Source organism: Bradyrhizobium sp. 604_D8_N2_3, from assembly GCF_051810765.1.
Classification (GTDB): Bacteria; Pseudomonadota; Alphaproteobacteria; order Rhizobiales; family Xanthobacteraceae; genus Bradyrhizobium; species Bradyrhizobium barranii.
The window spans coordinates 7,016,538-7,041,928 of sequence record NZ_JBPWPM010000001.1 but is presented as its reverse complement, the minus strand read 5'-3'; the positions used below and the strand labels follow the sequence as shown (position 1 = coordinate 7,041,928).

Sequence of the window (25,391 nt, the reverse complement as noted above, 5' to 3'; positions counted from 1 at the left end):
CAACAGGGACATCTCGGGCAGCGAGATCTCTTTCATGCCTATTCCGTCATGCGGGCATGTTAGTTGCGCGGAATGGGTTGAAGCATGCTTACGCGGTTGCCCTCTGTGTCAAAGAACGAGACGTACTGGCCTACGCCTTGTATCGTCAAAGGCTCGCCCAGTATCGTGCCACCAGCGTCAGTCACTTGGCTCATCGCAGCGTGAATGTCATCGACTGCGATGACGAGGGAAGGGTATTGCGCCGGCCAATCGGGCTTCCTCGGAAAAAAGCCGCCATTGATCGCGCTTGGTCGCTTGGGGCCGCTCTCGTCCGTTTGGGTTGTCGTGGCAAGGACATAGTTGTCCATTTCCTCCCCGAGCATCTGTGTCTGCCAGCCAAATACGTTTTCATAGAACTTCGCCATGCGTTCGCGGTCGTCGTAGGGCATTTCGAAGTGAACCACAGAGTTCATACTGCTCATGATGGTCCTCCTTGCTAGTTGCTGCCGTTTTGTTCGCGAATTCCGTCTGGTTCACCGCTGTACAATTTTGGGAATTGGCAAGGTTCCGGATTCCGGAACTCTGTTCATTGCCCGGATGGACTAGGCGGAAGGTGGAGGGCGTAGCCCCCTTCACTTCGAGAACATGCGGCGAACGAAGGTGTTCCGCTGCGCGAACACAAGGTGTAGAGTTCCGTAGAACTTCGGTGGCCTGAAAGGGTTTAAGCAGAGCGAACTTGGTGACAGGTGGAAGTCATGAAGCGCTTCCGGTTCACACCGAATAGAACGCTCGGAGAGCAGCTCATCAAGGAAGCCAGACTAGCGAGAGAAAAGGCAGAGCGATTGCCGCAGGGTCCAGAGCAGGAGGACCTTTTGAGGACGGCCCGCGAAGCCGATGTCGCCGCCCATATCGAGGGATGGCTGAACTCACCCGGCTTGCAGCTACCGAAGTAAGGCGCTCGAATAGAGCATGCTTCATCCGTCCAGACCAAGGAAATAGCGAGCCCGCGTTGATACCCATCAGATGTATGCCCGGATAAGTTAACGTGCATGGACGCGCACGTTTATGTCGGCTTATCGAGCAACCTGCGCAGTCGGAGAAGGCGAAAGCGTTAGCGACCCTCGTCACCTATCTATCTGCACAAGCGATCCTGCCCCCATACTCCTCGAGTGGTCGAATGCTCGGTAGTGTCTCAGTTTGAAATCTCAGCGGCTTCGCGCTTTTTATAGGGTCGAGAAATGTCAATTGCCTCGATCGGCCGAAAGCTCTTAACCGCCTGCAAGTACGCCGCATTGGCGATATTTGCCGCGTTATGGTGTTGGTTCACCGCCATTTTCGGCTCGTTCATCGGCAAAGGCATCGGCGGGAGTCTTTTCGCGGAAAATACTGGCGCGGCCATCGGAGCGCTTGTCGGTTTGGTAGTTTTCATTGGATTGCTTCAGCTAGAAGCCAGCGAGCAAAAAACCAACGAGGACTCATAAGGTCGCTCGCCAAATTACAAACTGAGACACCACCGAATGCTCACAACACCTCCGCATGAACCTGAGCCACGCCACGATCCGTAATACCCAAGCTCCGCGCCGCGGCCAACGAAAGGTCGAGGACACGACCGCGGACGAACGGACCGCGGTCATTGACTATGACGATGACGCTTCGGCTTCCGTGGGTGACGCGCAGCTTGGTACCGAAGGGCAGGCGGCGGTGCGCTGCTGTTAGCCGATTACGATCAAACGATGAACCGCTCGCTGTCTTGCCTTTGGCATAAGAATAGTAGGAGGCCGTGCCGGAGAAGACTCGATTCTGAGATTGAGCTCTTGAACGATCTTTCGAGGGCTCTTCCGAAGTCTGAGGTTGCGTTTGCTGTGTGATCGAAGGTTGCGTTTGCGTTTCGTCCTTCTTTGTCTGGTCGCTTCCTTCAGGAGCTGGCTCCGCGTGAGCTCTTGGAATGATGGACCACCTGTCATCGAAGTTTTGTCCGACAGCAGGAGTTGAGTAGATCGCCATCCAAGCTGGGATTGTTGCAATCGCGATCATTCTACAAAGAACTTGCATGATCGGCCTCACGCACAAATGAAACTGATGGACAATGCGAACTCATCGGCCTGTGTTCCTGCACGCGCATCCACGTGCAGAACAAAGGTGAATGCATACCGATGGTCCGATGGGTGGTTCCAGAGTGTTTAGACGCAGCGCACCAGGCAGCCATCGCTGCGACGCATCACGCCGTAGAAGCCGCAAAACCGAAGGCGCAAATCATATTCGCCTCCAGCAGTCGCTGCTTGGCTTCTACTCCGGTGGTGCAGTCTCTTTCGATCTCGAAATTGCTCAAGCTTCGCTATTGCATTGGCCGCCAGCACGCCCCGCTGGCGAGGTAGAGATCGATCACCTTCTGCGCCTTATCGACGCTCCAGCATAGCGCCTCGGCGATCTCCGGGGCCGTTGCGCCGGCCTCAGCCAGCAGCGTCGCGGCTGTGCCGCGGTTATCGTGGAAATTGGCCAGCGCGCTTTGACGCATTCGGCGTTCTTGCCGTTGGCTTCGGCCTCGACCTGGAAGGCCGCACGTTCATCGTCCTCGACGCCAAGAGCGGGAAGCGATCAACGGCGCGCCAATATATATCCAATCAGGAAGGCGATTCCGAGCGATGCGAGCGGAGCCTCGCGCGTTAGGTCGCTGACGATAGCCTTCCAGTGGCCAGGCGGCTCGCCGTCGCCGAGCCCCTGGCGGACATCGCGTGCGACCTCGCGGACCGTTTCGTTGGCGGCAGCGAAAGTTGAGGTTTGGGTTTGGGATGGCGTGTCAGTCATGGCGTCCTCCTCGAGCGACAATGAACCGTGGAGAGCCTGGTTCCTCCAGAACTGACGGGGTCTGCTGTGCCTTACCTGTGCGACAAGACGGCATGCTGTTCGTCTCAAGCTTTAGGAACGAGGCAATAACGCAGCGTATTGTCAGAGGAAGTGGCGGGCGGAGCCTCGCAATGATCAGCGTGTCAAGGAAAGATCTGGAGCTGATAGCACTGCAGGAGATCCGGAGCTTTCCGGGAGGCGAATTGGTCATCGCGGTCGAAATCGAATGCGACGAAGGTTATCCGAACGGCATGAATTGGCGTTTGGACGTTACTGCGGCCGATAACGCCGACATAGATCGCATCGAGTATGCCGCTCGGACGACAACCGCAAGATTAAAACGTCGATACGTTTTCCGGCGGCACCGAAGATCGATCGCGAGAACTTCTAGAGCAAGGTTTGCGCAATAGGAGGAGCGACCATGCCAAACTTAAGTCAGGAAGACATTCGTATTCGTGCCTACGAGCTTTGGCGTGCTGCGGGCGAGCCAAGCGGGGACATGGAGACCTTCTGGTTTGAAGCCGAAAAACAGCTTCTGGCGGAACGGTCGCAACCAGATGAGCTTCCTCCCGGCATGACCGATAATTTGCCGGTATAAGAGCAATCAGGGCGCGTGGCGATTACGCCACGCGCCTTCGAGCAACGAGCCGTCAACGCTTGGCGGGCGGGCCGCTCTTGTTTCCCGGCAGACCTTTGATATTCGATGAGTCCTGTTGCTGGGTCGTCGTGTTCTGACCGACAGTACCTTTAGGAGAGGGGCCGCTTGTGCTACCCGGTGCTCCGGCAATTCCTGTTCCCGAATTTTGAGCGCTTGGTGCCGTCGTCGTAGAATCGGCGCGACCCGAGCTGCTGCCCGGCATCTGCGCTGCGGAACCTGGTCTGTCCTGTTCACCGACGTAACCCGACGCACCGGAGTTTTGAGTCTTGATGCCTTTATCGGCTTCGTTTTGCATGTTTGGCGAGGTCTGTTGAGCCACCACTGGCGTCAAGCCAACGGCAACAACGATTGCTGCAAGTGCGATGCGACGCATGAGTTCCTCCTTGGGTTGTTTCCTCAACAACGTGAGAAGGGCTCACTGGCTCCTAAGTTCTTTTTGATTCTTTGAAGGCCGATCGCATTCGCGCGCATTGCGAAGCGTTCGGGCCAACCCTCATTGATTGTGTCGCCCAAATCTGATCAGGGTGATGTTCTGTCCCGATACCCAGCCGTGATCGTCACAGTTGACGCACGTCGTGGTCGTGGCACCGGCCGCCGCCGGGTTACCCTCGCTGAACATCAGGCGACCCACTGCAATGGCAGCGCTAGCTGCATGTCGAAGCGCTTTGTGGCGTTAGCGGCGATGAAGTCTTGCAGCGCAGACGAGATCTTGGCGTCGGTGTCGGTTGCGCGCTGGGCCAATGCGTCGGCGACCCCGGAAGTCGCATCCCGCGACCACCCCTCGACCGCATTGAAGGATACAATTCGGACCGGATAGGCGTACTGGCCGGACCGGAGAGTTTGCAGGATCGTCTCGAGGTCGGTGTCAGTCTCGTCGGTCTCGCGCCAGGCGCAACCGGCACGCGCGCCGAAGTCTTCAAGCACCAGATAAATGTCGCGGTCGAGGCGGTCAGCTGGCTCGGCCTGAACATCTCGGAGAGCATTCTAACACGCGCCGACGAGGTTATCGAATAAAGCCCGACTTAATCTGTCCGCTTCTGTCATTCCATTGACGTCCCTCGATGTCAGCTGTTGGCCTAGGCCCAACCTGGCCGTCCACCGTTGGCAGATATCGCAGCCATTCGCCGGATCGGATGCCCCCCGGGTCAATACCTCGGTGCGAGGCGACGTAGTCGATCTCGCCGCGCGTGGTGCCGATATCCATCAGTTCTCCGTCGCTTAGGTCGGACAAGGTGGCGCTCAATTTTTGGCGTTCGCGGCGCTCCTGAAAGGCATCCCAACATTTCGAGATGAAGCTGGTGACATGCCAGGTCGATACGGATGTCCATTCCAGCCACGTAGTGCCGTGCGTCGTGGTCATTCTGGTGTCTCCTGGACGGTGTTTTTCCCCCGACGGGAGAGTGCCGCGGGATTGGCGGGGACGCTTGACCGGCAGCTTACATTGTCCCAACCGGCGGCTTATTCTCGCGATTTTCGGCGAGGCCAAAGCGCTACCCGGTTATGGGAGCCCTCATCCAACGGGATTCGCATCTTGCGCTATCTCTTCGCGGAGTACGTATTCGACACGGACCGACGCGAGCTGCATCGCGGGGCGGACGTCGTCTCCGTCGCACCACAGGTATTTGACCTGATCGATTACCTGATCCGCAATAGGGAGCGAGTTGTCAGCACGGATGACCTCATCAAAGCCATTTGGAATGGGCGAAGCGTATCCGATGCGGCGCTGACAACCCGCTTAAACGCCGCCCGGATTGCAATTGGCGATTCTGGCGACGAACAACGCTTCATCAAGACACTACAGCGCAAGGGCTTTCGTTTCGTTGGAGCTGTTCGGGAAGCGAAGGAACCGGCAGGCGCAACAGTTGCCGACGATCAGGTAGAACTTCAAAAACTCGATCTTGCGCTCCCCGACAGACCTTCCATCGCCGTGCTGCCGTTTGAGAACATGAGCGGCGACCCTGAGCAGGAATATTTTGCGGAGGGCATGGTAGAGGAGATCATCACAGCGCTGTCGCGGTTTAAGTCTCTGTTTGTTATCGCACGTCAGGCTGAGGCTGGTAGTGACCGGTTGCGGGCATGCGCCTTCCCGCTTTGCGACGCAGCAAAGCATCTCACCGAGTACCACGACCCTTGAAATCTGATACTCTGCACTGCGTCCTCCTCAAGTTGCGATGAGGGTCGAATGAAGCGGCGAGAGTTTATAGCCGCTGCGGCGTTTCTCGCTTGGTCAGGGCGTTTGCGCGCGCAGGGTAGACGCCATCGACTTGGCTTTCTCGCCGTAGGTGACGGAGGCGGGCAGGCGCTCAATCAAGCCGAGCGGGCGTTGTTCGATGGATTGCGAAACAATGGCTGGATAGACGGAAGAAACCTGACTATTGACTATCGTTTTTCCCAACCCCCGGACCGACTGCCAGTTTCAATTGCCGATCTGATTGCTCTCCGTCCCGATGTGCTCGTCGTCGCGGCACCACAGGCAACCGAAGCCCTGAAATCGGCGACCACGACCATTCCCATTGTATTCGTAGCTGTGGCCGATCCCGTGGGACTCGGCCTCGTACAAAGCCTAGCGCGTCCGGGCGGCAACATAACGGGGCTTGCGACCTACGTGCCAGGAAGTTTCGTCGCAAAACGAATAGAAATCCTGCGGGAACTGGTGCCCGGTGCCTCGCAAATTGCGATCTTGGTCAATCCCGGCAACCCAATGCACAGGCTGTTGTTAGCCGATGAGGTACCAAGTACGGCGCGCAACCTCGGCGTGGCTCTGCCGATAGTTCAGGCGACCACGGCCGAGGAACTTGATGTTGCCTTTGCCTCGGCCGCAGCCCAGCGCGCGGATGCAATCATTGTTTTTGGCGATACTCTCACCGTTGTCGAGGCCCCCCGAGTTGTCGCGCTCGCGGCGAAACATCATCTGCCTGCGATTCATTTCTCCCGACAATTCGCTAGTGATGGATTGATCGTCTACGGCCCCGATATAGCCGATCTGTTCCGCCGCGCAGGAAGCTACGTCGATAAGATCCTCAAAGGCGCCAAGCCGTCTGATCTGCCGGTAGAGCAGCCGGTCAAATTCGACTTCGTGATCAACATGAAAACTGCCAACGCACTCGGTCTCAGCGTGCCGACCTTATTGCTCCTTCGCGCCGATGAGGTGATCGAATAGAGATGCTGTTTGCTGTGATTTCGACTTATAGGTCCCTAGCAGATATTGCCGCCTCGCGCGCCAAAGTCACCTTTTAGCTGAGTAACGAGTTAGGGCGAAGCCCGGCCCGGTCTTCGGAGACCGGGGCCGGGCTTCGCACCGGCCGGGGGGTATAAGGGGGGTGCGAAGCACATGAGTGCGAAGGGGTTCGAAGCAGTGCGAAGCGAGGGTGCGAAGGCTGCTTTCGGCAGGAGCGGGCTATCGGAAGCTTATCGAGATTTGTCCGCTGGTGACCCGGAGCGGACGTTAGATCTGAAAGATCTATTGCGGGGTACGCAGTGTGAAACTGGTCGCTGCGGCTAGGGAGATGTCGCCGTGAGCGCCTTGTAGCGATCAACCGATCCAAATTCTCCGAGCAAACAGGGCGGCGTTCATGAGCAAAGACGCACCGAAAAGTCCTATCACTCCTGCAAAAAGCCACTTCGCTCGCAATCCCAAATCAGCCAGCACTACAAAAAGTGGAAATGAGAGGAGATTAAATCGGCTCATTGAGACGAAGCCTGCCGGCCCACCGCTGAGTGTTAGATATGGCAACAACAGCACACCCATGGCAAACACTGTCCAAGTTGAGGGCAGTCGAGACCAACCCACAACAATCAGGACAAGGAACAACAATGTAAACCAGCTGGCTTGCCCCCATGGATTCCAGTCATTGAGCATCATTCGGGTGAAGGGTTCAAATTTGAGTGCTGCAATCAATCGTGTAGCCAAGGTCGTTCCTTGATGGAAAGCCGTCTGCCCATCTGAAAATGCAAACGGAGCCCCGAAAGAGCTCCAGAGATAAATCATGAACAGCCAGATACCCGATGTCGCGAGAAGGATGCATGGCAAGAGGGCAACAAGGAATGGCTTCTCATTGCGATTGCGCCACATCTCCCAGAGAAGGACCGGCAATAATACAATGCCCGTTGATCGGTCGGTAAGTGCCAAGCCTGCGAGCAGCGCTGCCGACAAATAATGTTTTCGTTTTAAAACAAGAAAAAACGAAACGATTAGAAGCAGTGCTAAGGATTCGGTATACCCGGCCGATAGCAAAACCGAAGCCGGAAAAAAGCTGAACAGCGCGATGGTGGCGAGAGCGAGTTGATCACCAGATTCTTCGCGAACCAGCTTGAAAAGAACGACGATAGCAAACAATCCTGCGACATTCGATACCAACAGCAAAGCATCCGCAGGCGTGAGGCCGCTAATCGTTGTCAGGCCCCATGCGAGAATGGGATACAGCGGGTAAAACACGATATTCTGTTGAATAGTCGGATCGCCGTTATACCGATAGCCTTCTGTGACGATCTTGAAATACCATTCCGAGTCCCATTGTAACAATTGGTGGTACCAGATCGGTCCCGCAGACCAGACATCGGCCCTCCCGATGGCCAGATATTTTTGAGAGAATACCAGCCCGAGCGCGACCACCACCCGCGAACAAGAAAATATCAAGATGGCCCAACAATAGGGAAGCCAAGAATGACTTTTCCAGTTCGGACATTGCATCTCCATGTCCATACTGTCGCTTGGTACAGGCCTAAGATCAATCGCCCTAGATGTATCGAAAACCATTCCACTTCCGGTTTTGGCCCTTAGCTGACTTCCGCTCTTGGCCTCGCACTGTCCGCTTTCGAGAGCTGAGCGAATAGCGTCGTGGAGCTGCCGAGGGCAGCCTTTGACCCTTAGCGGTCATGGCGCAACGCAGAACAGCGGATTGCCGCGCGCGACATCTTGCGCCTCCAATACCCCGACTCCCATGCCGCGATGTGGTATGCTTCCAACTGAATCTAGCGTGGTCCTGAGCCTCCTTGGAGGGCTGCATGAGACGGCGCGATTTCATCAGTCTTCTTGTTGGCGGTGCGGCGGTCGTATGGCCGCTCGCTGCGGGTGCACAGCAGATCCCCAATCGCAAGCGCCTTGCTATTTTCAGCCCAGCAGAGCCAAGCGCGGACTTGCGTGAGCATAGCAAAACCAAAGCTTGGCGAGCCTTATTCGCTGAGCTTCGGCGGTTGGGGCAGATAGAGGGACAAAACCTCGAGGTCGAACGTTACGGCCGAGAGCAGAACACGTCCGGCCTCGAAGCCCTGGCGACGGAAGTCGTTCGCGGCAACCCGGCAATCATCTACGTCATTGGCGCTGACGCCGTCATCTTCAAAAAGCTAACATCGCGTATTCCGGTTGTAGTGACCACTTCCGACCCCGTTAAGCAAGGGCTCGCCGAAAGTCTGGCTCACCCAGGCGGCAATTTCACGGGAGCCAGCATCGACGCTGGTCTATCCATTCATGGAAAGCGAATTGCACTGTTGCGCGAGATGGTTCCGACGATCTCGATACTTGGGTGTCTCGCTCTTCGAGCGTACTGGAATGGGCCAACCGCAGGCCCCGCAATTCGCGCAGCGGCCGAAGCGGCAAGCCTCGCTCTCCGGGTGTCTTTAGTGGAATTTGGTGCCAGCGAAGCAGACTATCGGGCGGCCATCGAGAGCATCTCCCGCGACGGTGCAAATGCAGTCATGGTCCTCCCTTCGCCTGAGACCTTTCAAAACAGCACTTTGATCGCCAAGTTGCTCAGCGACGTGAAGCTTCCGGCGATTTTTTCGTTTACCGAATCCGTCGAGGCCGGGGGCTTAATGGCCTATTCGTTCGACCTGATCGAATTGAATAAGCGCGTCGCCAATAATATCGACGCAATTCTCCGAGGAGCAAAGCCCGGCGACATCCCGATCTACCAAGTCACCAAATTCGAGTTGTCCATTAATATCAAGACAGCCAAGCAGCTGGGGCTTTCCGTACCTCCTGCGCTCGTCGCGATTGCCGATACGGTCATTGAGTAAACAAGCAAAGCCCCGGTTGTGGCCCCATTGGGGGCATAACAACGAGTTGGGCTGATATCGGCTTTTGACCCAACTCAGACATACTTGGTGTCGTGCTTGACCGGATAGGGGGTAGTAAACGGTACCGCCTTTCGCGTCATGAATGACCCCGGTCGCGTCGAACCCGGCGGGGCTTCACAGCAACGCCGAGATCAAAACGTCGCAGCTGAATGGCTTGCCCGGAGTTCATGGGTGAGGCAAGCTCCCCATAGCTGCCGGCCCGGACACTCGGGGAACTGAAAATGAGGATTGTTCCCGCGCTGCTCTCGTCTGTGATCGTTTGTGGCTTACTCGCGATACGGATGGCAACCGCCGCAGACGGTCCTCCCGCTTGGGCCTATACGCCGAACAATCCCGACTACAAGCCTCCCGTCGATGACGGAAAGCCAGTTCGCGTGCCAGAGAGCACGGCCGGCTATACCTGGAGCCAGTTGCGTGATCGTTTTGTTGCGCCCATTTGGCACCCCAGCGATCACGGCGCGCTGCCGGACATCGTCGCGAACGGCCGCAAACCCGGTGTGTTCGCATGCGGATTTTGTCACCGCGCCACCGGGCCTGGTGGTCCGGAAAACGCGGACGTTGCAGGGCTGCCGAAGAGCTACATCATCCAGCAAATGGCCGACTACAAGAGCGGGGCGCGTAGTACAGCCCTCCCCGAGCGAATTCCGCCAAAGCTAATGATCGAGCTTTCCAAGCCGATCACTGACGCCGAAATCGAAGCCGCGGCAGCCTACTTTTCGGCCTTGCAGCCGCGCAAACGCATCAAGGTGGTCGAGAGCGACACCGCGCCAAAGACCTATGTGGCGGGTCTGCTTTGGGCGGCGGTGGAAACCAGCGAGCGCGAGCCGATCGGAGCGCGGATCGTGGAGATCCCCGACGATCTGCTCCGCTTCGAAAGCCGCGACCCTCGATCGACCTTCACAGCGTATGCACCAATCGGGAGCCTCGCCAAAGGCGAGGCGCTAGTCATGAAAGGTGGGTCGGGCAAAACGATCCAATGCGCGTTGTGCCATGGCGCGGACCTGAAAGGGCTTGGACCGCTGCCAAGCATTGCTGGTCGTTCACCGAGCTACATGTTCCGGCAGCTCTATGACTTCCAGCATGGCGCTCGAACGGGAGAATGGAGCCCGTTAATGGCCCAAATTGTAGCCAATCTCGACGAGCAGGACCTTCTCGCGATTGTCGCGTACCTCGCATCTCGCGATCCGTGAGCAGGCACGAAACCGCGCCACGCCACACCGGGACAAGGCCATGCTCAGGAGCATCGGGCCCAACTCCTGAATGTCGCATCGCTCTCTTCATAGAAGGGCGTATGAGGTCCGGTTCTGGCCCTTCGCGTCAGTTATCGCATCGCAGCGCCACGTCTGGAGTCGGGGGTAGATCGGAAGTGACCGGCGCACGGCCACAGCAACGCTCCTGACCCGGAACGGACATTCTAAGTGTTGAAAGTCGCGCCCCAAGAGTTTCACTAATTCAGCGGGTTGCAGGTATCAGCGCTGACAATGGCAATCGTTCTGACGCACACAGTGTCTTCGTTCCATTCAACGGAGCCATCGGCATTCTTCGAATGTGCGCGAAACATTTTCGCATCCCTGTAACTTGAGTTAATCGTGGGGCCTAATAGAAAGGTCGCGATATGGAACCGACCAGTCGAATATCGGACCACATTGATCATAAGGCCGCCCGGTCGATCTATGACGAGGTGGGTGACGGATTGCAACAGAACTTATCTCTCGAAGCCTCGCCTCTGCCACCCTACCTCGAACGTCTAGTCGATGAATTGCGCAAACAGGAGCGTCATCCAATTGATGGCGCCGCAGCGCCCGCTAACCGTTTCCTTCATGCGACGCGACGGGTAGTCGCGGCCGTCTGAGCGCGTAAAGAAGAAGCCGTCGCCGCGCTCAACCCGGCGGCTGCTTTTCCGCTAATCTTGTCGCTGAGGCGTTCCAGGCTTGGCCACGCCGGACGCCATCAGGACGTGCTTGCTCAGTGAACGGTCGAGCCGCGCTGCTTCCCCTGTTGGCCCATGAGCGAAGTGGCGAGATCTCAGATCCGGTTCAATGGCCACTACCGGATCTTGGCGTCGCTCCCGTTCCGGGTGCATACTAGTTCTATCACCGCACGGCACCGTGCCTTGATCGGTGGTGAGAACGCCAGTTGCGCTCCCTCCCAATTCACGCAGGGAAAGGAGAGTGCCATGGGACGACACTCACAATCCCACATCGACGACAATCTGCACGTGGAACGAGCTCGCATCATAGCGGAAATCGAAAATACGCAGCCAGGACCGCAGCGCGATCTTCTAGAACGCAGACTGCGCCAGCTCGAAACCGCTTCTCATGTAGACGAATGGCTGACGTCCTCGGGTCTGCAACCCCCTGAGGAATAAGGCCGTCTCAGGCCGACCGAGCGCGAAGGGGGTCAGTAGATGCAGGGCATATCGAGCTTCGCATCATTCTAATGTGCAAGGACGAAACCGAAGCCAAGAAGCGCGCCAGATGCTTGGTAGATGGCTACGACGTAGAGCTATGGTGTCAAGATCGAAAGATTGCGGAATTTAAGAGTGAGTAAGGCCGCCCCAGTTGGCGGCCTTGCTCATCATTGTCGCCTGTTGGCCCATTGCCGACCTTATGCTCTGGCTCGGCGGTGTCGGTTCGTGAGGGGCAACCCGACATCGTTCAGAACAGCGGCCAGGTCTCGAAATGCCCCTAAGCGGGCTTCGCCTTAAGGCCGCCTCGGATGTCCGCGCCGCTCGCATCTCGCGCCGTCTGCGTTTGGAACCGAAACATTTTCTAGCCTGAATGATTTACTCCCCGGGCTTCGCAAGATGCGAGGCATTCATGGATCCTCTCTCGGCGAGCGACGTGTTCCTTACGGTCGCGATCATGAGCGTCACTTTCCTGACCGAGGTCGGGATTTTCATCTTGATTGGAATGTTCTGAAAGGAGCACGCGATCTGGGCAACGCGCAGCCGCGAGGTCTAGGACTCAGCAAACTTGATGGTTGAGACCGGCCATCTTCCATCATGACCAGCGATCGAAACGCGGAGCCCGTGCAGTTCATCCAGCCAAACGTGCTCGACCGTGCCTGCCTGTCCATCGGTAAGGACGACGGCCTTGCCGATCAACTCGGATCGCGCCTCACCGTACTCTCTCAAGATGTTTGATGCACGGAGCATCACTGGTGGCATTGCTCGTCCTGTTCGGCTGCGCCGTCTGTACTGTCCCGAGGCGGCTCACCGCCGAGGTTTGTCCCAGCGCTCGGCATTGGGAATGATTGATGGTGACTGCTCCTCCAATTCCCGGAGCCGGTCGATTTGCGTGCTGAGGCTCCCCGGTAGTTCCGGTTCTGCTTTCAGGAACGCGCGTAGTCTCCCTCCAATCTCTTCTACAATTGCTCGGCTGTGCTGGGGATCTATATCAATGCGGTTGTGCATAGGAAGCCTCAGTAAGAAAGCGCCAGCATCGGCGCAACCCCTCACGCAGCTCCCCGCTTGCGAGCGCGGCTGGCAATTCTGGAATGGAACCGGAGACCGCCGCTTTTGACTATCTGTGCGAGCGCTTGTTGTTGAGAACAGCGGGCCCCGCGTAGGAACCTTTGGCTATCCGCGACATGCGCCGTGTAGTTTAACGGCGAGCGACGGTCTCATGATTCCAAAGTATTGACGGAGCTTTCGTTCCCCGATTTCTGATCGCGACAGCGTCGGACGAAAGGGGGAACAATTACAGCGCCAAGCCGACGCATTGAGGGACTTGCCCACAACCGAGCAATCCGATGCTCGCATGTATCGAACCAGCCGCGCGTCAGTTGCTCAAGCGGTGCGTTTTCACGAATGAAACCGTTTTATTATTAACGGTCGACCGGGTCGAAACGGCATCGTACCAGCGTCTAAGGTAGCGCACTCGGCTTGCAGAGGCGTTTGGAAAGCCCGGCTCGCGGTCGTGTCTGGAATCAAGGCATCTAAGTCGTTCGGCAGGCTTGGCCGAGCATCTAGGCTCCCGCCACAAAGGCCGCGCGATCCCGCGTGGCTCTCGCAGGAGCGCACCAATGAAGCAACTCAAGGATTTTGCCATCGAAGCTCATGGGGGCCTCGATCGCTGGCGGCAATTCGAGCAGGTTTCCGCCGATCTCATACAGGGGGGCGCCCTGTGGTCCTTGAAGGGGCAGGCGCTCACCCTCGAGCAGACCAACGTCACGGTGGGTCTGAAGAAAGAGTGGGCTTCGCACGCCCCGTTCGGCGCCGGGAATCGACGCTCCCGCTTCGAGCCGGGCCGCGTCGCCCTGGAAGCTGCGAGCGGAACAGCTCTCGAAGAACTGCTTGAGCCGCGGGCAAGCTTCGCCGGCCACACGCTGCAAACGCCGTGGACGGAGCTGCAACTGGCTTACTTCGCCGGATGCGCCATGTGGACCTATTTGAACATGCCGTTCCTGCTTGCGTGGCCGGGCGTCGAAACCGAGGAACTGGAGCCCTGGCCGACCGATAGCGGCGACTGGCGCCGCCTCGCCGTACGGTTTCCCGGCGGGATCGCGACGCACAGCACCGTACAGACGCTCTATTTCGACGGCGAGGGGCTGCTGAAGCGCCACGACTATGACGTCGAGATCGCGGGCAACACGCCCGGCGCGCACATTATCGAAGACTATGCGGAAGTCTCGGGCATCAAATTCCCGACGAAGCGTCAGATCTATGCCCGTCAGCCGGACGGCAGCTTCAGCACCGAGCCGCTCGTCGTTTCGATCGATCTCTCCAACATCCGCCTTGGCTAGCCATGAGCCTTTTGGGGTTCGAACTCAACGGCGCAAGATCATCCGATGGAGTTCATGGCGGATGTTCCGCCGTGAACCTCCTCACGGGGCAATGGGGAGCGGAAGCCGATAGCCTTTGTCGCTGTTTGGCCAGTTCGGCGACGATCGTGTCCTGCAAGTCGGCCTCTACCTCGACCGCGAACTGGAAGCAGTGCTTCTTCGGGCCGCTGGCTAAAGCGTCGCGAGCGGTCCGGCGTCATTGCGGATGGCTCGCGGAACCTCTCCATGCACGCGGGCAAACGCCAGGCGCATCCGCTCCCGGTTCGCGAACCCCACCTCACGGGCGATGACCTCGATCGGCAACCGGCTCTGCTCCAGCATCAATTTCGCGGCTTCGACCCGCAGCGCTTCGACCGCCTTCGCCGGCGTGGTGCCCGTTTCTGACCGGAACAGTCGCGTGAACTGCCGGGGACTGAGGCATGCGGCCTCAGCAAGGTCATCAATCGTCAGGCTTTCGGCAAGGTTCTGACGCGCGTAGTTCAATGCGCGCTGAACCCTGTCTTCATTCGCGCCGAGATCCAGCAAGGTGGAATGCTGGGATTGTCCGCCGGAGCGGCGATGATACATGACCATGCCCTTTGCGACTGAACGGGCGATGTCGGACCCGTGGTCGCGCTCGATCATGCCCACGACGAGGTCCGTTCCCGCCGTCATGCCGGCTGACGTCCAAATCGGCCCATCCGCGATGAAGATCTTGTCCATATCGACCTCGCAGCTAGGGAAACGGTCCTGCAGCGCCTGCGCGTAACGCCAATGGGTCGTGGCGCGCCGGCCGTTCAGCAACCCGGAATCTCCCAGGACGAACGAGCCCAGGCAGATGGCGGCAACCCGCCGCGCGTCCCGGGCGGCGGCGCGAAGCAGCCGGACCAATCCCGGCGACGACGTCGGTATCTCAAGGCCCGCGGCGACGATCAGCGTGTCATAGGGCGCGCCGTCGAATGGGTCCGTCATGACCTGCATGCCGGCCCACGAGGCGACCAGCCCTCCTTCCTCCGAGAGGACGCGCACTTCGTAGAGCGTCTCGCCGGCTTGCTTGTTGGCCACGTCGAACGCCGCAACGGCCCCGAAGCAGACGGGTTGGAAATTCGGGCAAAGGACAAGGCCAATCTTCATGCTTTCTCCGTAACGGTTGCTACCCGCCTAGATGGTTGTTCCGGCGACGTTTCGCCATGTTCATGGCCGGAATGACGGCATCTACGTCCTGTCGGCTTCGGGAGGCCGCTGGTAGCGCTCTGATAGCTTTTCAGACGCTGGAGCTTTCATGTCGCACCATCCGACAACATACACCGCCGTCCAGGCCGTCGGGCCGGGACAGCTCGAACTGACGCAAAAGCCGCTTGTCGATCCCGCCCCGGGGCAGGTCCGCCTTCGCGTCGAGGCTTGCGGCGTCTGCCACTCCGACGCGGCGACGGTCGAAGAAGCCTTCCCAATCCAATGGCCGCGCGTGCCGGGCCATGAGGCGGTAGGCGTGATCGATGCGGTCGGCAATAACGTCGAGGGCTGGACGCTCGGGCAGCGTGTCGGCGTCGGCTTCCTCGGGGGCAGTTGCGGACATTGTGCAGAGTGCCGCGGCGGCGATCTCGTCAACTGCCGGAACCAGGAGTTCACCGGCATTCATCATGATGGGGGCTACGCGCAATACATGCTCACGCGCGCCAGCGGCCTCGTGTCGATCCCCGATGGTCTCGCCTCGGAAGACGCTGCTCCGCTGCTCTGCGCGGGACTGACGACCTTCAGCGCGCTCCGCAACTCTCCCGCACGCGCCAGCGACCTCGTCGCCGTTATCGGCATCGGGGGCCTCGGACATCTGGCCGTGCAGTTCGCGCGGCGCATGGGCTTCGAGGTCGTGGCAATCGGACGCGGGCCGGACAAGGATGGCCTCGCCGGAAAGCTCGGCGCCCATCATTATATCGACAGCTCGACCGCCCCGGTTGCTTCGGCGTTGCAAGATCTGGGGGGCGCTCATCTTGTCGTCGTCACCGCGTCGGGCGGCAAGGCCGTGGCCGACGCGGTGAAGGGGCTTAGGCCGCGCGGCCGGATCATCGCACTCGGTGCATCTCCCGAACCCGTAGAGATCGCAACCTCGGACCTTCTGTTCGGCGGGCGCTCTGTCGAGGGCGCCTTGACCGGTGACCCGGCCACCGCCGAGGCCACATTGCGCTTCAGCTCGCTCGCCGGCGTCACTGCCATGATCGAGACGATGCCGCTGGAACGCGCGCCGGAAGCCTATCGCAAGATGATGGCGGGGAAAGCCCGCTTCCGCATCGTCCTCACCATGTAGATGCGCCGCCAATCATCCGGATCGACCTTGCCTCGGGCGAGGCAGCTCACAGAGGAACAATCATGTCACTCGAAACCGCAAGAACAGAATACTTGAACGTCGGCGACGTCCGCTTTGCCTTCAGGCGGCTTGGCCCAACGGTCGGGACACCGCTCATCCTGCTGCAGCACTTTACCGGGACGATGGATTCCTGGGATCCGGAAGTGATGAACAGCCTTGCCGAAACGCGGCCGGTCATTGCGTTCAACAACCTCGGCATCGGCACTTCGACTGGCCGGACGCCCGACACGGTGGAACAGATGGCGGCCGATGCCGAGTCATTCGTGCGGGGCCTTGGTCTGTCGAAGATTGATCTTCTCGGCTTCTCCCTCGGCGGTATGCTCGCCCAAGTCCTCGCCGTGCAGTACCCCGACCTGATCGGCAAGGTCATCATCGCCGGCGCGGCACCACGGGGTGGCGAAGAACACCTTCTCGAAGTGGTCGACGACGCCTTCTCCCGAGGTGCGCCGGATGTGCGTCTGCCCTTGTTCTTCATGCCTTCCGAAGAAAGCCAGCGCGCCGGCCGTGCCTTCGTTGCCCGCGCAACGGCCCGCTCTGAAGGTCGTGATCCGGACAGCGGCGACGCTGTCAGCGAGCCTCAGGCGAGGGCAATCATCGGCTGGTGCGCGCGCAAGGATGAAGGCGACGCAACGCTACGCGCCATCGGGCAGCCGGCGCTCATCGTGCACGGCAGCGACGATACCATGTTTCCGAGCATTAACGCCTACAACATGTTCAACGCGACGAAGAACGCGCAGCTCATCATCTATCCCGACTCGGGCCACGGCGCGCTGTTCCAATATCCGGCGAGGTTCGTCGCCCATTGCCGAACCTTCCTTGACGAGTGAGGTGAAGAAACAGATTCAGCAGCACGTGATCGAGGCCCATGACGATAAGCTCCTTCGGGACACCAGCGACGTCCTCTCCCGATACCCCTCTCAATCGATCTCTGCCTTGGTCTTCAGTCCGGGCAGCACGGTGCGAACGTGCTCGGCCAGCGTTGTCGACAACAAAGACGGCTTGGCCTCCGAGAATTCAAGCGCGATGCCGATCGTCGGAAGCAGAGGCAATCCGGCCGACACGACGTGAAGATCGAACGGAACGGCGGTTCGCGTCAGGACGCTGATCGCATGACCGGACCGCGCGATCGCGATCAGGCCGGCGAGACTGTTGCTGGCGTAAGCGACCCTGTAGCGCCGATTGACCGCGTTCATCGCGGCGCAGGCTGCGCGGTAGTCCAGACTCATCGGTGCTGCCAGGGCCAGAGGCAGGACGTCTTGCGTCAGTATTTTCGGTTCGGCCTCGTTCGCCACCCAGACGAAGCGCTCCTGGCGGATCACGTCGCTCGCACCGGCATCAGACAGCGAGACCAGCGCCATGTCGATCTGGCGCCGCGCCAGCATGGGGCGCAGCTCGGAGGTCGGGGCGCAGACCATGCGCAGTTCGACATTGGGATGGAGCGCGCAGAACCCCTTCAACAGCGCCGGCAGGAAGGCGATCGAATAGTCCTCCGGGCAGCCCAGGCTCAGCGTCCCCTTGAGCCCTTCACCGCTCATGTCGGCCAGAATCTCGTCGTGCTGCGCCAGCAGCGTCTCGGCGTGGGCGAGCAGTTTCTCGCCGGCCGCAGTCAGCCTCATTCCGGACCCGCTGCGGTGAAACAGCGGCTGCGTGATCGTCTCTTCCAGCCGTTGCATCTGCATGCTGAGCGCGGACTGCGTCCGGCCGATTTGCAGGGCGGCCAGACTGATGGAACCGACCCGGGCCACGATGATGAAATTTCTCAGAAGGGTGAGATCCAGCATCCGTATCAGTCAGATTGATATCCAGGTTGAATTATATCAATTAGCCTGAAGCCAAATCATTGGCTAGAGGTCTGGCATCCCGAATGAAGGTGGCTTGTCATGACCTTGAATAGCGATCCCGATTTCTGGGCTTCCGCCAACACGCATCTGACCCGCTACGGCCCGAGTTTCGAACCCGTCATTATCGAGCGGGCGGCCGGCAGTTTCGTGTACGACGCCGATGGACGAGCCATCCTCGATTTCACCTCGGGTCAGATGAGTGCCGTGCTAGGGCACACGCATCCCGACATCGTCGCAACCGTCGCGCGGCAAATGGGTGCGGTCGCTCATCTCTTCAGCGGCATGCTCTCGCGCCCGGTGGTGAATTTGGCCGAGCGCCTCGCCGCGCTTGCTCCCGGCCTCGAGCGCGTGCAGTTGCTGACGACAGGTGCGGAAGCCAACGAAGCGGCGATCCGAATGGCGAAGCTCGTCACCGGCAGGCACGAGATCGTTGCCTTCGCGCAAAGCTGGCACGGCATGACCGGCGCTGCGGCATCAGCGACCTACAGCGCGGGCCGGCGCGGTTACGGGCCGGCTGCGGCTGGATCGTTCGTCATTCCCGCGCCAAACGCTTATCGGCCACGTTTCAAGACCGCCGATGGCAGCAACGACTGGCAGACCGAGCTGGACGATGCGTTCGCGTTGATCGACAGCCAGTCGACCGGCAATCTGGCGGCCTTCATCGCCGAGCCGATCCTGTCTAGCGGCGGCATTCTGGAGCTGCCGCTCGGCTATCTCGCCGCACTGAAGCGAAAATGTGAACAGCGCGGCATGCTGCTGATCCTCGACGAGGCCCAGACCGGAATTGGCCGCACCGGGCAGATGTTTGCCTTCGAGCGCGACGGCGTGGTGCCGGACATTCTCACGCTGTCGAAGACGCTCGGCGCGGGCCTGCCGCTCGCCGCGGTTATGACGACCCAGGCCATCGAGCAGGCCGCGTTCGAGCGCGGCTTTCTATTCTACACCACGCATGTCTCTGATCCGCTGCCCGCCGCGGTCGGCGTGACGGTGCTCGACGTGGTCGCGCGCGACGGGCTGGTCGCGCAGGCGACCGCCAGGGGCAACAGGCTCCGGGATGGATTGCTGTCGTTGCAACAAAGGTTCGAATGCGTCGGCGACGTCAGAGGCCGCGGGCTTCTGCTCGGTCTTGAAATCGTCGTCGACCGGCAGTCGAAGGCGCCGGGCTTCGAACTCGGCGCGCGGATCATGGAGGAAACCATGCGCCGTGGTCTCAGCATGAATATCGTCAAGCTGCCCAGCATGGGCGGGGTGTTCCGAATCGCGCCGCCGCTCACGGTGTCCGAGGCCGAAATCGATCGCGGTCTTGAGATCATGTCGGAGGCGATCCAGGCAGCGGCGAGCGGTCGTTGATCGCGGGGAAGCCTGAACAGGTGCAACTCGCCAGGACATATGGGCGTCCGACGCTGTTCTCGCGGCACGGCATGGTCGCTGCCGCGCATCCGCTTGCGGCGCAGGCTGGTGCACGGCTCCTGATCCAGGGCGGCAACGCTTTCGATGCGGCCGTTGCCACCGCGGCCGCCCTCAATGTGGTCGAACCGTTCATGTCGGGCCTTGCCGGGTTTGGACTGGCCACGATCTGGGTCGCAAGCGAGAAGCGCGTTCGCGTGCTCGACTTCGCGCCGCCGACGCCCGCGAGCTTCCCGGTCGGCAGATACACCAGCCGCCTCGAGCTCGAGCGCGGCGCGCAGGCGGCCTCAACGCCCGGAAATCTCGCGGGCTGGTGTGAGCTGCTCTCGCGCTTTGGACGCAAATCGCTTCCCGATGTCCTGGCTCCGGCGATGACGCTGGCGCGCGACGGCTTTGCTCTTTCGGATTTCGGTCGCGATGAGATCAACGAGCAAGTGCCGCTGCTCGAGCCCTGGCCGGAGTTACACAGCGCGCTGGTCAAGAACTACCTGCCGGACGGCATACCGGTGAAGCTCGGCAGCATCATCCCTCAGCCTGAACTCGCGCGGACGCTTGCGGAGATCTCCGAATTGGGGCCGGAGCATCTGTATGGCGGCAAGCTCGGCCGGCGGATCATAGACTATCTCCGTACGCTCGGCGGCAGCCTGACACTGGCCGATTTCGCTTCCGTCAAGCCGCATTGGCTCGATCCCCTGACCGTGTCGTATCGAGGGCTCGAGCTTCACGTCCCGGCGTCGCAATGCGGCGGTTTCCAACTGGCTCTGACCCTCAAAATTCTTGAAGGTTACGACCTTGGGCGCCTGCCGAAGGACGGCGCGGATCATCTCGACACGGTCTATCGCGCGATCCGTCTTGCAGCCGGCGAGCGGATCGCACACGGCAATCTGGGACTGGATCAAGCAGCCGGCGCCTTGTCCGACACGGTGATCGCGCGGTTGCGGCAGCGCGTGAGCGACGGCCAGCCGATCACTGGCCCCACCGAGCAATGGATGCCGCAAGATCGTGCCGATCCCGGGCATACCACCTCGTTCTCGATCGCAGACGCCGAGGGCAATCTGATCTGCATCACGCAGAGTCTCGGCAGCCCGTTCGGCAGCGGCGTTGTGGTGCCCGGGACCGGCGTTTGCCTCAACAATCATCTCCATTGGGCTGATGTGCAGCCGGGAAGCCCCAACCTGGCCAAACCAGGCGACGCATTGCCGGTGACCATGGCGCCATCGCTCGCGACGCGGAGCAACCGTCCGGTGCTCGCGCTGGGTACGCCCGGCAGCTACGGCATCCCGCAAACCCAGGCTCAGGCTTTCGTGCAGTATGTCGAGTTCGGCCTTCCGCTGCAGCAGGCTATCGAGGCGCCGCGTGCGCGGCTTTGGGATGGCCGCTTCATTCAAGCGGAGAACCGCATCGCGCCGGAGACGATCGCCGAACTGAAAGGCCGCGGCCACGAGATCGAGATCCTGGACACCGGGTGGACCATGCTTTGCGGCGGCATGCAGGCCATCGCGCTCGATCCGGAAACCGGAGTGATGACGGGTGCCGCCGATCCGAGGCGGGACGGGTATGTCGTCGCCCTGTGAACGGGACGCAATCAGAAGGGAAATTCGCTTTTTGATTTTTCGCTCGACGGCCGGAGGAGCCCCGGAGATGCGATAGCGCCCCTCTTCGTCGGCCATCGCGTCATTCGGATTCACGACCCGCCAGCGCCTCCTTGCACTTGGCTGCGAAGGCGTTGAGGTACGAGCCGATCTCGCTCGCCAGTGCATCGGACCGATCGACATTTTGCAGGCTCATGTTCAGTGCGTAGACCGGAAGCCCGTCGAGCACGATGGGCGTTGCGACGGCAAGAACGGCAGGCTGCCACGACACCGCGCAATAGCCGTCGCGTTCGACGGAGCTGATCGATGTCCTGACGTCCGCAAGCAGCGCCTTCGTGGCCGCATCGCTGCGCCGTTTGAACAGTCTTAGCAATCGCTCGCGCTCGGCCCCGGCAATGCCGGCCAGATAGGCACGACCGAGCGACGTCAACTCCATCGGCACCTGCTGCCCGGCGACCACGTTGCGCAGCGCCGCGCGGGGGCTGTAGCGGATCGATTCGAGGTAGACCATCATGGTTCGATCCGCGGTCGCAAGCCCCACGTTGAGCCGGCGCTTCGCCGATTCTGCCCGCATCATCGCGCCGATCGCGTTGAGCACGGGTGATGCTGTCCGCATCGCGTGACCGATACCGATGACGGACGCGGCCAGGCGGTAGGCCCTTTCGGTGCGGACCTGGTCGAGCATCCCGGAATTGACCAGCGTTCGTGTCAGCCGGCTGACCGTCGATCGCGGCAATCCGGTTCGTTCCGCAATCTCGCCGTTGCCCAGCGTGTCGACGCCGGGCCGGAAAGCCCGAAGGATTTCGATGCCCCTTTCGAGCGACCGGTTGCCATCAACCCCGCCCGCATATCTGCGCGCCCGCACCACATCCAGAGCCTCCCGCGGCATTTCCACTCAGTGGAATTAGGGGGATGTTCCGGAGGTTGCAAGCCGCTATAGGCACCGGGAAGAAGAACTCCAACCACGGAGCTTGCCATGTCCTATCAGCTCATCGAGTTTTCCGTCGACGCCGGTGTCGCGACGATCGCATTCAACCGGCCGGAACGGCGCAATGCCATGAGCGACGACATGCGCACCGAGTTCGTCAGTGCGCTCGAAACCGTCTCCCGCGACAGGGCGATCAAGGCCCTGGTGCTGACCGGGCGCGGCAACGCCTTCTGCGCCGGCGGCGATATCAGCGGAATGAAGCGCCGGCTAGAAGCGCCGCAGGGCGAAGTCGCATTCAACGGATGGAGCCGTCAGCAGGGCGTGCACCACGTGCAGTCGTTCCTGCTGGGCCTGCCGAAACCGACGATTGCCGCCGTCAACGGCGCCGCGGCGGGCCTCGGTGCGGACACCGCGCTTGGCTGCGACTTCGTCATGGCAACGGAACGATCGAAATTCACCTGGTCCTACATCAAGCGAGGCCTGATACCCGACGGCGGCGGCCTGTATTTCCTGCCTCGCCGGGTCGGGCTTGCGAAGGCAAAGGAGCTGATTTTCACCGGGCGCGTCGTCGAGGCCGATGAAGCGCTCTCGCTCGGCATCGTCGATCGCAAGGTGGCCTCGACCGAGCTGCTGCCGGCGGCGCAGGCCTGGGCGGCCGAATTGGCTCAGGGGTCTCCCACCGCGCTCGCGCTGGGCAAAAAGATCCTGAACGAGACCTTCGAGCACTCCGCACATGACATTTTCAGTCTCGGCAGCCAGGCGCAGGCCATCTGCTACACCAGCGCGGAGCATCGGGACGCCGTGACGGCGTTCCTCGCCCAATCCTCGTCGAAGGATTGAGCGATGGATGCCATCGAACGCCTGATCCGACCGCGCAGCGTCGCAATCATCGGCGCATCGGCGGACCAAAGCAAGACGGCGGGGCGGCCGGTCTCTTATCTCCAGAAGCACGGCTTTGCGGGTAAGATTTATCCCGTCAATCCGAAGGTCGCGGAAATCGGCGGTCTGGCCTGCTACGCCGACGTCGCTTCGCTGCCCGGCGTGCCCGATGTCGGCATTGTCCTGCTCGGTGCGGAGCGCGCGCATATCGCGGTGCGCGAATTGTCGGAGCGGGGAGCTGCCGCGGCAATCGTTCTTGCCAGCGGCTTCACCGAAACCGGGGCGGAAGGCGCCGAGCGCCAGAAGCAGCTCATGGAGGCCGCAGGATCCATGCGCATTCTCGGGCCGAACACGATCGGCCTAGTGAATCTCACCAACAGTATCGTGCTCTCGGCATCCGGCGCGCTGGCGATGGATCACTTCCCGACCGGCGCGATCGGACTGGTCTCGCAAAGCGGAGGCATTCTCGGCGCCTTGTTGTCGCGCGCCGCCGCGCGCGGGGTAGGGCTGTCCAAGCTGGTGTCGACCAGCAACGAAGCCGATCTCGAGCTCGCTGATTTCATCGACTTTTTTGCCGACGACAGCGCGACCAGGGTCATTGCGCTCTATATCGAGGCGATCCGCAATCCGGCTCGCTTTCGCCAGGCGGTCCTCAAGGCGCGACGCGCCGGCAAACCCGTCGTCGCCTTCAAGATCGGGCGATCGGAGGCGGGTGCACAGGCGGCCGTCTCGCACACCGGGGCGCTTGCGGGCTCCGACCGCATGTACGACGCCTTGTTCGGGCAGCTCGGCGTGATCCGCGCCAAGACGTTCGATGACCTGCTCGACATTCCCGCGGCCCTTGCGGCGGGACGGAAGCTGTCCGGCAGGCGTGTGGCGATCCTGACCTCGACCGGCGGCGCCGGCACAATCGTGTCCGACAGTCTCGGCGTCGCCGGCTTTGCGACACCCGCTCCCGACACTGAGACGGCCGCGCAATTGCGCGCCTTGCAGTCGGGATCGCACGCCACGCTCGATCGCAATCCGATCGACGTGACCTTGGCCGGTCTGCAGCCGGATCTGCTTCGCGCCGCAATCCGCATCCTGCTCGCAAGTCCCTCCTACGACGCACTGACCATCATTGTCGGCTCGTCAGCCGTGGGATCGCCGACTCTGATGGCCGATGCCATCCACGACTGCCTGCCGATGAGTGACAAGCCCGTCATTGCCTATGTGAGTCCCTACGCGCCCGACGTGGTCTCCGTCCTCACCCGGCGAGGCGTCCCGGCCTATACGTCCGCCGAGAGCTGCGCCGCTGCGCTCGATGGGCTCTTGCAGGCGAAAATGCCGGAACAGGTCCAGACATCCGGCTCGATCGAGCCGACGGCCGATATCAGCGACTTCCCGGCGGGATCGCTGGACGAGGCACAGGCCAAGGCCCTGTTCGCCCGTTTCGGCGTTCCGATCGTGGCGGAGAAGGTGGTCGCAACATCAGGCGAAGCGGAACAGGCGGCGCGCGACCTCGGTGGCCGGGTCGTGCTCAAGATTCTCTCGCGCGAGATTGCGCACAAAAGCGATGTCGGCGGCGTCGCGGTCAACCTGACCGCCGAGACGATTGGCGGCCGCCTGAGCGTGATGGCGGAGGAGGTCGCGGCCAGGACCGGGAAGCGAGCCGAACGGTTTCTGGTTCAGGAGATGATCTCAGGCGGCGTTGAAATCATTCTCGGGATGTATCGCGATCCCCTGGGCACCGCGATCCTTCTCGGTATGGGCGGCGTCACCGCCGAACTGTTCAAGGACACGACGATGCGTCTGCTTCCACCCGAAGGCGGCCTCGGTCTGTCCGAGGCTAGAGCGATGGCGCGCGATCTCGTCGCTTGGCCGCTGCTGGACGGTTTTCGGGGCCGGCCAAAGTGCGATGTAGAAGCGCTCGCAGGAACGATCGTCGCTTTCTCGCGCATGGTTGCGCAGCTCGGCGACCGCCTCGTCGAGGCTGAAATCAACCCGGTGTTTGTACTGCCGGCGGGCCAGGGCGTGAGGGCGGCAGACGGATTGGTTGTTCTCAATGTCTGAACAAAATCGG

General features: G+C 60.7%; 24 protein-coding genes and 1 pseudogene. 13 read left to right on the top strand and 12 right to left on the bottom strand.

Annotated elements, in window-relative coordinates:
* Positions 1–59: 59 nt before the first annotated feature.
* Positions 60–461 (bottom strand): VOC family protein, encoded by a 402-nt coding sequence (locus AB7245_RS33775; protein WP_247458040.1) that lies wholly within the window; start codon positions 459–461, stop codon positions 60–62.
* A 756-nt stretch (positions 462–1,217) separates the two neighbouring features.
* On the opposite strand from AB7245_RS33775, the gene AB7245_RS33770 reads away from it, so the two are divergent.
* The gene (locus AB7245_RS33770; protein WP_247458038.1) at positions 1,218–1,460 is read left to right on the top strand and encodes a hypothetical protein; all 243 of its coding nucleotides are present in this window, start codon (positions 1,218–1,220) and stop codon (positions 1,458–1,460) included.
* Between the two features lie 40 nt (positions 1,461–1,500).
* Here AB7245_RS33770 and AB7245_RS33765 read toward each other — a convergent pair whose 3' ends face one another.
* The 3 genes from AB7245_RS33765 to AB7245_RS33755 all read right to left on the bottom strand — a co-directional run bounded on the left by AB7245_RS33765 (position 1,501) and on the right by AB7245_RS33755 (position 2,784).
* Positions 1,501–2,031, bottom strand: coding sequence for a septal ring lytic transglycosylase RlpA family protein (locus tag AB7245_RS33765; RefSeq protein ID WP_439035440.1), 531 nt, complete (start codon positions 2,029–2,031; stop codon positions 1,501–1,503).
* Between the two features lie 283 nt (positions 2,032–2,314).
* Complete coding sequence (locus AB7245_RS33760) at positions 2,315–2,494, bottom strand: helix-turn-helix domain-containing protein (protein ID WP_439035439.1); 180 nt, start codon at positions 2,492–2,494, stop codon at positions 2,315–2,317.
* A gap of 80 nt (positions 2,495–2,574) precedes the next feature.
* Complete coding sequence (locus AB7245_RS33755; protein WP_439035438.1) at positions 2,575–2,784, bottom strand: hypothetical protein; 210 nt, start codon at positions 2,782–2,784, stop codon at positions 2,575–2,577.
* A gap of 460 nt (positions 2,785–3,244) precedes the next feature.
* On the opposite strand from AB7245_RS33755, the gene AB7245_RS33750 reads away from it, so the two are divergent.
* Entirely contained in the window at positions 3,245–3,421 is a 177-nt protein-coding gene (locus AB7245_RS33750; RefSeq protein ID WP_208088293.1) for a DUF2934 domain-containing protein, read from the top strand.
* 52 nt (positions 3,422–3,473) lie between these two features.
* Here AB7245_RS33750 and AB7245_RS33745 read toward each other — a convergent pair whose 3' ends face one another.
* The 3 genes from AB7245_RS33745 to AB7245_RS33735 all read right to left on the bottom strand — a co-directional run bounded on the left by AB7245_RS33745 (position 3,474) and on the right by AB7245_RS33735 (position 4,841).
* A complete protein-coding gene (locus tag AB7245_RS33745) occupies positions 3,474–3,854 on the bottom strand; it encodes a hypothetical protein (protein WP_208088292.1) in 381 nt (126 codons plus the stop codon).
* Positions 3,855–4,099: 245 nt separating this feature from the next.
* Positions 4,100–4,405, bottom strand: a complete 306-nt coding sequence (locus AB7245_RS33740; RefSeq protein ID WP_439035437.1) for a hypothetical protein — start codon at positions 4,403–4,405, stop codon at positions 4,100–4,102.
* A gap of 79 nt (positions 4,406–4,484) precedes the next feature.
* Complete coding sequence (locus AB7245_RS33735; protein ID WP_439035436.1) at positions 4,485–4,841, bottom strand: DUF1127 domain-containing protein; 357 nt, start codon at positions 4,839–4,841, stop codon at positions 4,485–4,487.
* A gap of 171 nt (positions 4,842–5,012) precedes the next feature.
* On the opposite strand from AB7245_RS33735, the pseudogene AB7245_RS33730 reads away from it, so the two are divergent.
* Positions 5,013–5,531: pseudogene (locus tag AB7245_RS33730) on the top strand (winged helix-turn-helix domain-containing protein); the annotation flags it as partial.
* 132 nt (positions 5,532–5,663) lie between these two features.
* Positions 5,664–6,641, top strand: coding sequence for an ABC transporter substrate-binding protein (locus tag AB7245_RS33725; protein ID WP_247458032.1), 978 nt, complete (start codon positions 5,664–5,666; stop codon positions 6,639–6,641).
* A 372-nt stretch (positions 6,642–7,013) separates the two neighbouring features.
* Here AB7245_RS33725 and AB7245_RS33720 read toward each other — a convergent pair whose 3' ends face one another.
* A complete protein-coding gene (locus AB7245_RS33720) occupies positions 7,014–8,237 on the bottom strand; it encodes a mannosyltransferase family protein (RefSeq protein WP_439035435.1) in 1,224 nt (407 codons plus the stop codon).
* 248 nt (positions 8,238–8,485) lie between these two features.
* Between AB7245_RS33720 and AB7245_RS33715 the strand changes: the two genes are divergently transcribed.
* Positions 8,486–9,496 (top strand): ABC transporter substrate-binding protein, encoded by a 1,011-nt coding sequence (locus tag AB7245_RS33715; protein ID WP_247345241.1) that lies wholly within the window; start codon positions 8,486–8,488, stop codon positions 9,494–9,496.
* Positions 9,497–9,777: 281 nt separating this feature from the next.
* Positions 9,778–10,746 carry a c-type cytochrome gene (locus tag AB7245_RS33710; protein ID WP_439035434.1) on the top strand — a complete coding sequence of 323 codons (969 nt, stop codon included), beginning with the start codon at positions 9,778–9,780 and terminating at the stop codon, positions 10,744–10,746.
* A 1,769-nt stretch (positions 10,747–12,515) separates the two neighbouring features.
* Here AB7245_RS33710 and AB7245_RS33705 read toward each other — a convergent pair.
* Complete coding sequence (locus AB7245_RS33705) at positions 12,516–12,725, bottom strand: PRC-barrel domain-containing protein (protein ID WP_225005375.1); 210 nt, start codon at positions 12,723–12,725, stop codon at positions 12,516–12,518.
* Between the two features lie 857 nt (positions 12,726–13,582).
* Between AB7245_RS33705 and AB7245_RS33700 the strand changes: the two genes are divergently transcribed.
* The gene (locus AB7245_RS33700; protein ID WP_439035433.1) at positions 13,583–14,302 is read left to right on the top strand and encodes a hypothetical protein; all 720 of its coding nucleotides are present in this window, start codon (positions 13,583–13,585) and stop codon (positions 14,300–14,302) included.
* Positions 14,303–14,512: 210 nt separating this feature from the next.
* Here AB7245_RS33700 and AB7245_RS33695 read toward each other — a convergent pair whose 3' ends face one another.
* Positions 14,513–15,454 carry a GlxA family transcriptional regulator gene (locus AB7245_RS33695; protein ID WP_208088285.1) on the bottom strand — a complete coding sequence of 314 codons (942 nt, stop codon included), beginning with the start codon at positions 15,452–15,454 and terminating at the stop codon, positions 14,513–14,515.
* A gap of 148 nt (positions 15,455–15,602) precedes the next feature.
* Between AB7245_RS33695 and AB7245_RS33690 the strand changes: the two genes are divergently transcribed.
* Positions 15,603–16,622 carry an alcohol dehydrogenase gene (locus AB7245_RS33690; RefSeq protein ID WP_439035432.1) on the top strand — a complete coding sequence of 340 codons (1,020 nt, stop codon included), beginning with the start codon at positions 15,603–15,605 and terminating at the stop codon, positions 16,620–16,622.
* Positions 16,623–16,684: 62 nt separating this feature from the next.
* On the top strand, positions 16,685–17,509 hold the full coding sequence (locus AB7245_RS33685) for an alpha/beta fold hydrolase (RefSeq protein WP_439035431.1): 825 nt from the start codon (positions 16,685–16,687) through the stop codon (positions 17,507–17,509).
* 90 nt (positions 17,510–17,599) lie between these two features.
* Here the strand turns inward: AB7245_RS33685 and AB7245_RS33680 are convergent, their stop codons facing one another.
* Positions 17,600–18,463 (bottom strand): LysR substrate-binding domain-containing protein, encoded by an 864-nt coding sequence (locus tag AB7245_RS33680; protein WP_208088282.1) that lies wholly within the window; start codon positions 18,461–18,463, stop codon positions 17,600–17,602.
* A 99-nt stretch (positions 18,464–18,562) separates the two neighbouring features.
* Between AB7245_RS33680 and AB7245_RS33675 the strand changes: the two genes are divergently transcribed.
* Positions 18,563–19,873: an aspartate aminotransferase family protein gene (locus tag AB7245_RS33675; protein ID WP_439035430.1), complete on the top strand. Its 1,311-nt coding sequence runs from the start codon at positions 18,563–18,565 to the stop codon at positions 19,871–19,873.
* A complete protein-coding gene (locus tag AB7245_RS33670) occupies positions 19,870–21,504 on the top strand; it encodes a gamma-glutamyltransferase family protein (RefSeq protein ID WP_439035429.1) in 1,635 nt (544 codons plus the stop codon). Before AB7245_RS33675 ends, AB7245_RS33670 begins: the two co-directional genes overlap by 4 nt.
* Before the next feature lie 100 nt (positions 21,505–21,604).
* On the opposite strand, the gene AB7245_RS33665 is transcribed toward AB7245_RS33670, so the two are convergent.
* Complete coding sequence (locus tag AB7245_RS33665; RefSeq protein WP_439035428.1) at positions 21,605–22,390, bottom strand: IclR family transcriptional regulator; 786 nt, start codon at positions 22,388–22,390, stop codon at positions 21,605–21,607.
* Positions 22,391–22,498: 108 nt separating this feature from the next.
* Between AB7245_RS33665 and AB7245_RS33660 the strand changes: the two genes are divergently transcribed.
* Positions 22,499–23,290: an enoyl-CoA hydratase/isomerase family protein gene (locus AB7245_RS33660; RefSeq protein WP_439035427.1), complete on the top strand. Its 792-nt coding sequence runs from the start codon at positions 22,499–22,501 to the stop codon at positions 23,288–23,290.
* Positions 23,291–23,293: 3 nt separating this feature from the next.
* Entirely contained in the window at positions 23,294–25,381 is a 2,088-nt protein-coding gene (locus AB7245_RS33655; protein ID WP_439035426.1) for an acetate--CoA ligase family protein, read from the top strand.
* The last annotated feature ends 10 nt before the right edge of the window (positions 25,382–25,391 follow it).